This is a genomic window from Chitinophaga sp. (assembly GCF_039596155.1).
Classification (GTDB): domain Bacteria; phylum Bacteroidota; class Bacteroidia; order Chitinophagales; family Chitinophagaceae; genus Chitinophaga.
In genome coordinates this window covers 1-13,501 of sequence record NZ_JBCNKF010000019.1, presented here as the reverse complement: position 1 = coordinate 13,501, position 13,501 = coordinate 1, and the positions used below count along the sequence as shown (strand labels likewise).

General features: G+C 44.1%; 9 protein-coding genes. 7 read left to right on the top strand and 2 right to left on the bottom strand.

The window, feature by feature from the left end; all coding sequences use genetic code 11:
• Window positions 1-69 precede the first annotated feature (69 nt).
• From fucP to ABDW33_RS18460, 5 genes are all read left to right on the top strand, one after another.
• Window positions 70-1,338 (top strand): L-fucose:H+ symporter permease, encoded by a 1,269-nt coding sequence (gene fucP / locus ABDW33_RS18480; RefSeq protein WP_343691564.1) that lies wholly within the window; start codon window positions 70-72, stop codon window positions 1,336-1,338.
• A gap of 59 nt (window positions 1,339-1,397) precedes the next feature.
• The gene (locus ABDW33_RS18475; protein WP_343691563.1) at window positions 1,398-1,733 is read left to right on the top strand and encodes an L-rhamnose mutarotase; all 336 of its coding nucleotides are present in this window, start codon (window positions 1,398-1,400) and stop codon (window positions 1,731-1,733) included.
• Window positions 1,734-2,245: 512 nt separating this feature from the next.
• A complete protein-coding gene (locus tag ABDW33_RS18470; RefSeq protein ID WP_343691562.1) occupies window positions 2,246-5,038 on the top strand; it encodes a T9SS type A sorting domain-containing protein in 2,793 nt (930 codons plus the stop codon).
• 186 nt (window positions 5,039-5,224) lie between these two features.
• Window positions 5,225-7,126 carry a glycoside hydrolase family 97 catalytic domain-containing protein gene (locus ABDW33_RS18465; protein ID WP_343691561.1) on the top strand — a complete coding sequence of 634 codons (1,902 nt, stop codon included), beginning with the start codon at window positions 5,225-5,227 and terminating at the stop codon, window positions 7,124-7,126.
• Window positions 7,127-7,251: 125 nt separating this feature from the next.
• On the top strand, window positions 7,252-8,646 hold the full coding sequence (locus ABDW33_RS18460; protein ID WP_343691560.1) for a sialate O-acetylesterase: 1,395 nt from the start codon (window positions 7,252-7,254) through the stop codon (window positions 8,644-8,646).
• A 153-nt stretch (window positions 8,647-8,799) separates the two neighbouring features.
• Here the strand turns inward: ABDW33_RS18460 and ABDW33_RS18455 are convergent, their stop codons facing one another.
• Window positions 8,800-10,110, bottom strand: coding sequence for an alpha-L-fucosidase (locus ABDW33_RS18455; RefSeq protein WP_343691559.1), 1,311 nt, complete (start codon window positions 10,108-10,110; stop codon window positions 8,800-8,802).
• 441 nt (window positions 10,111-10,551) lie between these two features.
• Complete coding sequence (locus tag ABDW33_RS18450) at window positions 10,552-11,091, bottom strand: DinB family protein (RefSeq protein WP_343691558.1); 540 nt, start codon at window positions 11,089-11,091, stop codon at window positions 10,552-10,554.
• A 414-nt stretch (window positions 11,092-11,505) separates the two neighbouring features.
• Here ABDW33_RS18450 and ABDW33_RS18445 point away from each other — a divergent pair, with 414 nt between their 5' ends.
• Window positions 11,506-12,255, top strand: coding sequence for a hypothetical protein (locus ABDW33_RS18445; RefSeq protein ID WP_343691557.1), 750 nt, complete (start codon window positions 11,506-11,508; stop codon window positions 12,253-12,255).
• A 431-nt stretch (window positions 12,256-12,686) separates the two neighbouring features.
• Window positions 12,687-13,361: a YceI family protein gene (locus tag ABDW33_RS18440; protein ID WP_343691556.1), complete on the top strand. Its 675-nt coding sequence runs from the start codon at window positions 12,687-12,689 to the stop codon at window positions 13,359-13,361.
• Window positions 13,362-13,501 lie beyond the last annotated feature (140 nt).

Here is a 13,501-nt window from a genome sequence, read left to right as displayed (position 1 = left end):
GGTGACTGACCAGGTTAGATGAGTTAAGCATTCAGCTGTTTAGTCACCTGCAATATTTAAGATTCAGATATGAAAAAGACACCAACCCTTTTCCCGTTTATATTAGTAACAAGCCTGTTCTTTTTATGGGGGTTTGCACATAATCTTGATCCCATACTTATACCGCATTTACAAAAGTCATTTACGCTTACGACTGTTCAGGCGACCCTGGTTGATTCTGCTGTGTTTATCGCCTATTTTCTGATGGCATTACCTGCCGGGTTTATTATGAAAAGATATGGTTATAAAACAGGTATTATAACTGGTTTGCTGGTATTTGCATTGGGGTCTTATTTATTCATACCTGCAGCTAACACCCAGCAATATGTGTTTTTCCTGATTGCCCTGTTTATCATCGCCTGTGGGCTTACGATACTGGAAACGGCGGCTAATCCTTATGCATCTTCACTTGGGGATCCCAGTACTTCCACACAAAGGTTGAACCTTGCACAATCGTTCAACGGGCTGGCTGCTACACTGGCGCCTATTATAGGGGCACGGGTGATACTTACAAAAGGGAATACACTGGAGCAATTGAATGCAATGACTGCAGAGGGGCGCAGACTGGCACTGGCTGCTGAAGCTGCTTCTGTAAAGACGCCTTACTTTATCCTGGGTACTATACTGGTATTGATCGCTGTTATTTTTGCATTTACACGTTTACCGGCGATCCAGACAAGTGAGGGGCATGTAGCCAGTAAGAATATTTTCCATGCTTTTAAGCATGAACATCTGACATGGAGTGTAGTCGCGCAATTCTTTTATGTGGGTGCACAGGTATCCGTGTTTAGCCTGTTTATACTGTATGCAACAAAAGCAGCCGGAATATCACAGGTACAGGCGGCCGACTATCTGGGCTTATGCGGACTTGCTTTTTTAATTGGCAGATTTATAGGTACCTATCTCATGCGATACTATCCTTCTTCCACATTGCTTGGTATATATGCAGTCGTTAATGTATTACTGTGCACGGTTGCCATTTGGGGACAGGGCATGTTGACCATTTACACCATCATAGGTATCTGCTTTTTTATGTCTATTATGTTTCCCACCATCTTTGCACTGGGCATAAAGGAATTGCGGGGAGATACTGAATTTGGGAGTAGCCTGATCATTATGTCTATCGTAGGAGGTGCTATTTTGCCAAGGGTCTTTGGATATATCAGCGATGTGACCGGTAATATACAGTATGGTTATATTGTACCACTGGTTTGTTTCATAGTGGTCGCATTCTTTGGATTTAAAGGTCATCGTGTAAAAGTGAAGCCAGAAAGTTTACCTGTTTCCACGATTCTTTAGCAGGCGTAAGTCGCTGCATATAGGTGTATGTTTCCTGTTATTAAAAATTAAAATAAAAAATGAAAAGATATTGTTTAGCACTTGATCTAAAGGAAGATCCTCAACTGATAGCCGAATATGAGTATTGGCACAAAGCAGAGAACGGTTGGCCCGAGGTTAGAAAAAGCATTCTTGATGCAGGGATAACAGATATGCAGATTTACAGAACGGGTAATCGGCTAATGATGATTATGGAGACCATTGACCAGTTTGATGCAGCCGCGAAATCGGCTGCAGATGCTGCCAATCCTAAAGTGCAGGAATGGGAGCAATTGATGTGGAAATTCCAGCGACCTTTGCCCTGGGCAAAAGAAGGGGAGAAGTGGCTGGTGATGGAACAGATATTTCAGCTTTAGAAAGTAATACGCCCTGGCAATTAAAGCATCCCTTTAACCCGGTTTGATATTATTGCAGGGTTGATGGATGAGGATTCCCATTTTGTCGGTTGCCGATGAGGGATATAATGGACATACAACGTCAATGACCGGCCACAGACGAGGATCGATGATTTGGGCAATATGATCAGTAATTGAAAAAGCCGGAACGAATACGCAAGCAACTGTGAAGGGAACACCTGCGTGATGATCCTATGAAAAATTGAAATTTGATACATTTCCTACCGTGATTTGAAACATTTGAGCACCCATTTCAAAGAATAGCAGCGTAGTTTTACAACATTCAGTCAAGAGAAAGATTCCTGTTATGAAAATACGTTTACTGCCACTATGCTACCGCGGGTATCTCCGTTTGGTCAATTTTCCTTCCATAGCAAAATTCCAGTTGTCCACTTTGAACTGAAGGACTGAATGCCGCTGTATTCAATTAACCCGTTTTTCAATTATTGCATTTATTTAAACCATCAACCTTTATGAAAGCAAAATTACTGGTACCGTTTTTACAAAGGGTAAGATCTTCCTTTGTTGTCGAACAACTCATTTCTATCAGACTACGTTTGCCATTCAGGCAAAAGATTTTTCCCTTTTGGGGATTACTTGTTGTTATAATCATATCGCAGGGGTATGAGGCACTGGCGCAGGCTTCTACCAGTTATACATGGAAGAATGTGGCTATTGGTGGGGGCGGATTTGTTTCTGCAATCATTCCGTCGCGAACTGAGCAAAACCTGGTGTATGCCCGGACGGATGTGGGAGGTGCTTATCGCTGGAATGCGGCTACTTCCAGCTGGGTATCCTTGCTGGATTGGGTATCAGAGGATGAAGTTGGTTTTCTCGGTGTGGAGTCTTTAGCGACAGACCCCCAGTTGCCTAACAGGGTGTATATGCTGGTGGGTATTTCTTATTTCAATGGCGGAAAAACAGCCATCCTTCGATCTGATAACTATGGTAATACGTTTACCGTTAAGGATGTTACGACACAATTCAAGGCCCATGGAAATGGTTTGGGGCGGCAGGCGGGTGAAAAGCTTGTAGTGGACCCTCACAACAGCAATATTCTGTATTGCGGTACACGATGGAATGGATTATTCAGAAGTACTGATGCCGGGGCTACCTGGAGCCGGTTGAACTCACTGGATGTGACCACAACTCCGAATGAAAATGGGATCAGCTTTGTGATGTTAGATGGAAGCAGTGTTTCGGGTGGTGCGACGCAAAGGATCATTGTCGGTGTTTCGCGTAGTGGCAGTACAAACCTTTACAGGAGTGATAATGGCGGGCAGTCTTTTTCAGCGATTTCAGGTGCTACCACTGCTTTTATGCCACATCGGGCCGCGCTTGCCAGTAATGGCAACCTGTATATTACTTATGGTAACGGTGCAGGACCGAGCGGCTATTGGTCGCTGCCAGAGCCGATGGATAATGGGCAGATCTGGAAGTATAATATTGGAAGCGGTGCATGGACCAACATTACACCTGCCGGTTTCAATAAAGCATTCGGCGGCATTAGTGTTGACCCAAGCAATCCTAACAGGATAGTGGCTTCCACTATTAACACGTATATGAATCAGAATGGTGCGTGGGGAGACAGGATGTTCCTGAGCACGAATGGCGGATCGGGTTGGGTGGATGTGGTAGACCGGGGATTTACAATGAATCCTGATGGCATCACCTGGATTAGCGGACATGCCATTCATTGGGCAGGATCAATAGAATTCGATCCCTTCAATACCGAAAGGGTTTGGGTTACCTCGGGGAATGGTATTTTTGTAAACGATCATATCAGTACCAGCGGTACCTGGCGATTTGCAGTAAAAGGTCTTGAAGAAACAGTGCCGCTTGGCCTGGTAAGTATCCCTAACGGCCCTGTCATTTCGGTGATTGGTGACTATGACGGATTCAGGCACGCTAACGATCCTGGCCAATACGCGCCTATTCATCAGCCTCAAATGGGCACTACTACCGGTTTGGCAGTAGCTGCCCAAAATACGAGTAAAATAGTCAGGGTAGGGAACTCCATGTATTATTCCAATGATATGGGATTGAACTGGACCCAGGCGGGTATGAATGGCACACAGGGGCAGGTGGCGCTGTCGGCTAATGGTAATACTATTTTGCATTGCCCAGGAGGGTCGTCTGTTACCTACCGTACCACGAACAACGGATCCTCATGGTCTGCAGTAAGTGGATTAAGTATCAGCGAGGCACGGCCGGTGGGAGATCCTGTCAATTCGAATAAGTTCTATGCATATAATCCCGGCAACGGCGCCTTCATGGTCAGCACCAATGGTGGTACTTCATTTTCCCAGGCGGGTTCAGTTGCCGGAGGAGGCTCAAAAATTATCCGGCTGGCACCTGGTCTTGAAGGGCATGTGTGGGTAGCATTGGGCAATGGCGGATTGGCCCGTTCTACTAACAGCGCGCAGTCCTTTGCTGCCATCAACGGTGTCAGCTATTGTGGAGCAGTTGGTTTTGGCGTGACTGCTTCCGGTGCAAAGTATCCGACGATTTTCATATGGGGTACCATTAGTAATGTAAAAGGTATTTATCGTTCTACAGATCAGGGTGTTTCCTGGGTACGTGTAAATGATGATGCGCATGAATATGGAGGTCCGGCTAACGGGCAATTTGTACAGGGCGATATGAATGTATTTGGACGGGTATTCATGAGTACAGCAGGCAGAGGTATCGTTTATGGAGAACCTGCTGGCTGTACGGCTACTGCCATTATTCCCTACGTGCAGGTCAATGGTGGCAACTGGCAACAGGCCTCCAATGCAACAGTCGCTGCGGGGGGCAATGTACGTTTTGGCCCGCAGCCTACGCAGGGAGGATCATGGAGCTGGAGCGGTCCTAATAATTTTAGTGCGACAACACGGGAAGCAGTCATTTCAAATATCCAGCCGAACCAGGCCGGGAGTTATGTGGCGACTTACACCAACAGTGGGGGATGTAAGAATACACAGACTTTTAACGTCTCTGTGAGTAGCTCCTTACGGATGGCATCATCAAAGGGAACTACCGGCGAAGTGTCCATTGAGGTATATCCGAATCCGTCTCCTGCCGGTAGGTTTACAGTACTGCTTCAGGGAATTTCAGAAAATGCTATCTTAAGGATTTATGATAGCCAGGGCAAATTGCTTCATGAGAAGAGAACCTATGGTCGTAATATGGTAGACATTGACGCAAAGTTGACTGCAGGATTTTATATTGTAAGAGTAGCATCTAATGGATCCGTTTTTTCAAAGAAGGTCATCGTTCATTAATGGAGCTGTGAATAGTTTAAGGGAATGCTTTCACGGAAGCATTCCCCACTAATGGGTAGGATCATCTATGCCGTTTTATGAGATTTGGAATTTGATAAATACTATTAGTTATTATTAGTTATGAAAATGCGTTTTAAAAGCACACTTCTGCTGGTCTGGTTATTTATAGGTATAACTGACCGGGGAATGGGAATCAATCAGCTACATGCACAGCAGGTGGCAAAGTTACAAAGTCCGGATAAGTCCATTGTATTGAATGTATTCCTGTCGGCTTCAGGTGAAGTACAATACAATGTACTAAAATCAGGTATTGATGTTATTCATCTTTCAGCTTTGGGGGTGAGTATGAAAGGACATGATTTTGTAAAAGGGCTGCAACTGGTTACGACATCAAAAGCGGAGAAAATAACAGAAAGCTATCAGACAAAGAACGCAAAAAAGAGTAGCATTCTCTACCAGGCCAATCAACTGATCATTTCATTTGTGAATGATGAAAGGAAAGAAATGGATATCATTTTCAGGTTATCCAACGATGGGGTCGCCTTCCGTTATTCTTTTCCATGGGTGAAAAATAACGAAACGATCGTTAAAGAATATTCCTCGTTTTCATTTGATAAAAAAGCACGGGCCTGGTTACAGCCGATGAGTGAGGCCAAAACGGGTTTTGAGCATTGTCATCCGTCTTACGAAGAACATTATTTACAGGATATTGCTGTCGGCACAGCGGCACCATTAAAATCAGGTTGGGTATACCCCGCGTTGTTTAAAACGGATGACATATGGGTCCTGATCACCGAAGCGGCACTGGACGGTACTTATTGCGGAACAAGGTTGGTCAATGATACTGCTTCGCCAGTTTATTCCATCGGTTTCGCAGATCCAAGGGAAGTGTTTACCGGTGGTGGGTATTTACCTGAAAGCAATAAGCCCTGGCTTACACCGTGGCGTATTATAGCAATAGGTAGTTTGAAGACAATTGCAGCATCAACTTTAGGTACTGATCTGGCGCCAGCCCCTGCGTTGAAAGATGTCTCTTTTGCAAAACCAGGAAAGGCCAGCTGGAGTTGGATCAATAGCAAGGATGACAATATCACTTTCAATGAGCAGAAAAAATATATTGACTATGCATATGATATGCACTGGCAATATTGCCTGATAGATGCAGACTGGGATACTAAGATCGGTTATGATAAAGTAGCTGAACTTTCGGCGTACGCAAAGCAGAAGCATGTAGGATTGCTATTGTGGTATAATTCAGCAGGAGACTGGAACACGATCAAATATCATCCTAAAGATGTTTTACTGACGAAGGCAGGACGGGAAAAGGAATTCAGCCGTCTGCAGGCAATGGGTATTAAGGGTGTAAAGATTGATTTTTTCGGTGGTGATGGCCGGAGTATGATTCAATATTACATTGATATTTTGAATGATGCTGCAAAATATGGGTTACTTGTAAATTTTCACGGTGCTACATTGCCAAGAGGGTGGGAGAAAACATATCCTCACCTGATGACTGCCGAAGCCATTTATGGAATGGAGATGGTAACATTTGACCAGCATGCAGCGGATGTGGAAGCTAACCATTGTGCGATGTTGCCTTTTACCAGGAACGCGTTTGACCCAATGGATTTTACGCCTATGAATCTTACGGGACTGACTTCTTCTAATTGCACGAGGAAAACCACGCCCGCTTTTGAACTGGCACTTTCCGTTTTATTCTTATCGGGGATACAGCATTATGCACAGTCACCGGAAGGGATGATGAAGGTACCCGATGATGTGAAATCGTTTTTAAGAGAGCTGCCTGATAACTGGGATGATGTGAAATTTTTGGAGGGATATCCCGGGAAGTATGTTGTAATAGCCAGGCGAAGTGGCAAACGTTGGTATATAGCAGGTATTAACGGAGATAACAATGAAAGGAGTGTGCGTCTTGATATGACACCATTTAAGAAAAGCCGGGCAACTATATTTAAAGACGGTGCGGGAAGTGAACTGTTTTCAAAAACAGTGATGAACGCATTGAAACAGGAGAAGGTTGATCTAACCCTGCGTGCAAATGGTGGATTTGTATTGGTACTTGAGTGATAGTGCAATTGAACCTATGCATCATGAGGTTTAATAAATATCGTTTCGTTCTTTTTAGGGAAGAAATTTGCGGGAGATTGTCCCGCATGTCATTGTTCTCTGGTCAGTAAATTATTAAGTGGATTATGATAAGAATGTTTTTTTACAGCATTGCATGCCTTTTGCCCGCGGTACTTCATGGTGCCATCAGGCTACCGGCATTGGTTGGGAGTAACATGGTGCTTCAGCAAAATGACAGTGTCAGCATCTGGGGATGGGCTAATCCTTCAGAGAGGATCACAGTATTTACAGGTTGGGATAACAGGTCGACAACAGTCACCACCAGCGGTGATGCGAAGTGGACATTAAAGGTTCATACCCCTGTAGCGGGAGGTCCATATGAAATAAGGCTGAAAGGAGCCAATGAGATTGTGCTGAAGAATATTCTGATAGGAGAAGTATGGTTATGTTCTGGCCAATCTAACATGGAGTACGGGTACTATAATGGTATCCGGCAGATAGCAGCCGAGCTGCCTGTCTGCCATAACAATAATATCCGGTTTTTCAACATTCCGAAAACTACGGCGGCTTCTCTGCAGGATGATTGTTCAGGGAAATGGGAAGTCTGTGACAGTAATAGTCTGAAGACGTTCAGTGCAGTTGGTTACTTTTTTGGGTTAAAACTGCAGCAATCATTGGGGGTACCTGTAGGACTGATCAATGCCAGCTGGGGAGGAACACCGGCTGAAGTGTGGGCGCCGGAACATTTGGTGGCCGGGGATCCCATACTTTCGGCAGCGGCTGCCAGGTTGGCGCCATCGGTGTGGTGGCCGAATAAACCTGGTTATGCCTATAATGCAATGATAGCTCCGCTCGTCAATTTCAACGTTAAAGGAGTTATCTGGTACCAGGGAGAGGCGAATGTGAATACAGCGGATACTTATGCTCCCTTGTTTACAGGATTAATAAAGACATGGCGTGCTGCCTGGCATCGGGAGCTCCCCTTTTATTATGTTCAGATAGCCCCGTTCTCTTACGATAAAGAATACCAGGCGGCATTGCTGCGGGAGGCACAGGCGCGTACCAGTGCGTTGCCAGGAACGGGTATGGTAGTAGTAGCGGACGTCACAGAAAATGTGAAGGACATCCATCCACAGGATAAAAGAACAGTTGGGAACAGGCTTGCCAACTGGGCGCTTGGGGAAAATTATGGCAAAACCGGATTTGCGTGGAAAAGCCCGGTATTCAAGGAAATGAGTATCAGCAAAAACAAAGCGCTCATACGTTTTGCCAACGTTCCTGCTTCTCTCAGCATCAAAGGGGAAGCCCCGGTGGCTTTATATATAGCGGGCGCAGACCATGTTTTTTATGAAGCATCTGCAAAGGTGGATAAAGATGTATTGATCGTGTGGAGTAAAAAGGTAGAGAAGCCGGAAATGGTGAGATATGGATTTTCTAATACGGCTATCGGTAATATTTTTTCTTTGGAGGGTTTGCCTGTTGCTCCTTTCCGAACGGATGACCTGCCGGTTGCACAGTAGTAGTTAGCGTGTATGTTGTATTTCTTTAAAAGAGGCTGTATTCATAAGTACGATACAGCCTCTTTTTATTCGTATCCCTGATGGAGTCGGGTATCCGTTTAAGTGATTCTCAGCGCCTATTTTTACTTATGAGCTATCCTCAATAGTATCGGGTTATTTCAAATTGAGTTTTACAATCAGATCAGTTTTATTCTCCTGATTGGTAATCCCGTTCAATACGATCCCGTTCCCGCTTTGTTTGAAGCTGACGTTTGCATTTGTGCCGAGGTATTTTGCAGATGAAATTTTATCGGAGATAGATGGGAGCATGATTTTCCCTTCTAAAGGAACTTTTAGGATATGAACGTAGATTGCCTTTTCTGTAAAGGTTGTTCCACCCCATGTAGCATCCCATACGCCTCCCCTGGTACCGTAAATGCTTTCTCCGTATTTGTTAAGAAAGTCGCCGATCTCTTTCAGGCGTTGGGTCTGTGCCGGCTCAATTTCTCCATCGGCTTTAGGCCCGACATTTAACAGCAGGTTACCATCCTGGCATACAACAGTCACCAACAGACGGATGCAGCTGTCAAGAGAAATAACGCGGTCTGCCGCCTGTGGTGTCCATCCCCAGGCCGCCTGACTGAGGTTCGTACACAATTCCCATGGCCTGTTTTCTCTTCCTCTCAGCGTTACTTCCTGCGTGTTAAAATCACCCATCCATCCACTGCGGGGATTGATCACGATCTTTGGCTGCAGTTCTCTTACCATTGAATTGAGCTTAACGGGTTCCCAGCTAAATTTTCCCGTGTAAGGTTTGTCCATACCACGGGTATACCAACCTTTTCCACCATCCCACATCAGCCCGGCAAATCCAAGCCAGTTATCCTCGCCGCCGTCATACCACAAAACATCTATTTTGCCGTAATTGCTTAACAGTTCGCGAATCTGTGTGTAGGTCTGTTGTTTCATTTCAAGCGCATTGGAGTAATACAGATCCGGGAAAAAGAAACCGGGGTACCGCCAGTCAAGCGGAGAATAATAAATGCCGGCTTTCATACCTGCATCATGAGCGGCATCCACGTATTCTTTGATCAGGTCTTTTTGGGCAGGGCTATTCATGGAATTGTAATGGCCAAAGCTTGTGTTGAAGAGGCTAAAGCCGTCATGATGCCGGGACGTTACGACCATGTATTTACATCCGGCCTGCTTTGCAACATCTACCCAGTTTTTCCCGGAGAACTTTGAAGCGGTGAATGAGTTTTTTAATTTTCCGTACTCGGTTGTATCCATCCGTTTATTAAACATGGCCCATTCGCCCTCGCCTAAAATAGCATATAATCCATAATGAATAAACAATCCAAACCTGGCATCTTTCCACCATTGCATATCTTTTTGTGAAAGCAACAATGAGGAGTCTATGACTGTCTGTGCAATGGTAGCTTGAGTAATGAAAATTAGTGAGAGAACTATCAGGAATTTTTTCATGAAGGTTGTTTTTGGTAATAATGAGTGGCAGACCCACAAAGTAGCGTTCGTTATTACATTCGCCTGCTCATTCTTTGATGTGATTTTAAACTCGTATCGTTTTGAAGATGCGTTCATGGATGGTCATATAAGAATCGGTGTTAATAGCGGGGATTGGAAGTAATGACTTTGGAATAACGGTCACCTCATCCAAAATACAAAATTTGTATGGGTCCCGGGATTGTTTTCAAAAAATCAGCAATGGCAATTGCGCTACGTGCAAGTGGTAATATTTTCATAACTGGTAAAATACTTTGATTCATCGCGGGTAAAGTTACACATTCCCCCTGGAGAGGGGGTGGTTAAATGTTACAGTTAGGGGGGGAGGATGTTGCATACAGGTTCAGACATGATTGAATTGATCATGCTGGTATATGCCCCTGCAACCTGATACGGCTTTTTTTATTTATTTACCTGTATTGATAATTTCTCATCAATACGTTGTTTTTGTTTGAAATGATGACGTAAATGCATTTCCATAAATTGCAGCCATTCCTGCCCGCTGAAGTAAAGTAAACCGGGATGTAGTGACTTACCGGTAGCGACAGATGGGTCAACGGCTTCCCAGGCTTCGTTGACATCGTTTTTGATCTGTATCAGTGCCTGTTCTATATCATTTTTGCTGGTGGGTTGGGGTATCAGCTGATCGGTAGCCGGCCCTTGAATGCGCATGTCAGGGAAGCTGTTATTTGCGAACATCCTTTGGGCATTTGGATGCATGGTTGCTGCTGTGTTCTCCTTTGTAGCCAGTGCTGTTTTCATTTGTCCGACCTGATAGCGGGTATCATCGATGATATGGGTATATACCTGACCTAACGACCAGGAGCCGGGCGCGGGAGTTTTGTGTAGTTGTGCCAGGGTATAATCGTTGAGAAAAGTAATCCAGGCAGTGATCGTGTCATTAAATTGGTGGAGTGCTGCATTGGGTTTATCTTCTTTCATAACGAAGTTTTGAGAAATTGAAAATACAAAAGCTGCCGGAATTAAAGCTGACTATAGTAGGAGGGAAGTTATGATTCTTTACGGAATGATGTTGACAATCTTGTTGAATGTACAGATGATTTCTATATTGAACGTTTTTTAATCATCTCTTTGTAACGCCTGCTTACTTTAAGTAAGGCGTCATTATTCATCCTGATTTTATACCCATCATCATTCTTCAGAATTTCTTTAATCTGGTGAAGATTAATAATTGTAGACCTGTGTATGCGCTGGAAGATGCCGGGGTCGGATTTTTGTTCGAGCAAAGAAATGAGGAAAGCCGTAATGAAAATTACGTTTTATATCCTGTTAAAAAAAATTGGCATATAATTCGCCTTCTATCCCCTGGGGGCAATATCTTTGTCCCATTATATTATGAAGAAATTACTCTTAGTCGTTTTTCTCTATGCCAGCGTAACCGCTTTTGGTCAGGACAATACTAATCCTAATCCTAATCCCAAGGCCGTAGCAGCTTTTATTGCGATCGTAAAGAAGCAGGATAAACAAGCCATTGCGGACAAGGTGATTTATCCTTTCAGGCGGCAATATCCACTTACATCCGTCAATAATAAGCAGGAGTTCCTGGCGCGCTATGATGAGATATTTGATGATTCACTGGTCCATATTATTGCCAATTCCGATCCTGGAAAAGACTGGACATCAGGAGGGTGGAGAGGGATTTCCCTGAAGCGCGGACAGGTATGGCTGGATGATAATGGAAGGCTGATTGGCATCAATTACCAGACGAAAGTGGAAGCCGCAAAAAGGGCGGCTTTAATAGCGGCCGATAAGCGTGAGCTCTTTCCTGCGCTGAGAGATTATAATCAACCAGTGCTTGCATTCCAGACAGATAAATACAAGGTTCGTGTGGATGATATGGGCAATGGCAATTTCCGGTATGCTAGTTGGCCGGTGAATGTCAAAACCATCGATCAGCCGGAAATGGTTATTCCTGATGGGAAGTTTATCAGGGAAGGTTCCGGAGGGAATCATTATTTCTCTTTTGAAAACGGGGTGTATACTTATAAAGTGGAAATTACGGTGATAGGGAAGGAGAAGTTGCCACCGACGTTGATGATTACAAAGGGGGAGGAGACCATTTTAACCCAGCAGGCGAAGAAGTAGTTGTACAGATAGTAAATTCCGATTGTGGGGCTGGAAATGGGGTGTAATGGAGAGGGGCCCAACTGCTTTAAAAACTTAGTATATTCTGACAAATAGCCCCAGCTGGATTACCAGCTGGGGCTTCCCATTAAAATTGTAAAATAAACAAACTAATATGGCTATACTAAACGCATTGCCACGTATGTTTATCTGAGCTACAAATTTACACCCTTTATTCTTTGTTGTTATATCCCACATCAATCATTAAACACGTTCCTGTACAATCATTAAATCTTAAAAAAGCACATCATATTCAGAAAATTATCCATTCCCCAGTAAAAAGTCCTTGTACATTTCATCTTTTTTCCAGATTTGCTATTGTTGTTTTAACACAAATATTTAATTTCGGCGATATAATACATTGTCTCTTAATTAAAAAAAAATCGAAAACCATGAAGCAAACTGTATCTGCTATTGCTTTAATGCTCGCCCTGGCCGCTTGTGGCGGTGGTACTAAACCTGAACAGGCTCAGACCTCTGAAGCTCAGCAAGCTGCTGCTACTACCGGTGCAGCTTACAGCATCGACACTACCGCAACGAGTGTTGACTGGAAAGCTACTCACAAAGGTGGTATGGCTCCTCGCTGGGGTGTTATCAAGGTGACTTCAGGTACCCTGAACGTTGAAAATGGTACTATCACCAGTGGTGAATTCGAAGTGAACATGAATTCCCTGACCACTGATCCTGCATCTGTTACTGAAAAGGATAAAAAATCCACTGACCTGGATGGCCATCTGAAGAGCGGTGACTTCTTCGATGTTGCTAAGTATCCTACTGCTAAATTCGTTATTACTGGCGTAGCTCCTTACGACAGCACCAAAGGTAAAAGCCTGGAAGCAGGTGCTACTAATCTGATCAGCGGTAACCTGACCCTGAAAGATAGCACCCTGAACATCACTTTCCCGGCTACTGTTGCTGTAGCTGACGGCAATGTTACTGCGACCGCTAAATTTGTTATCGACAGAACCGCCTGGGGTATCCATTACAAAACTGAAGGCAGCCCTGAAAACTGGGTGATCAGCAAGGATATCGAAATCGGCTTAAAGCTGAAAGCTGTTAAGAAATAATTGCTTTCTGTAAGTCAACAAAAGAGGGTGTCTCATAAGTAAATGAGGCACCCTCTCATTTTTTTGAGTTATATAGCATTTTAAGGGTCGCCCTATATTGATTTTTGGGTAATCGTTTTGAGAAGGAAAGTTTTTCAAAT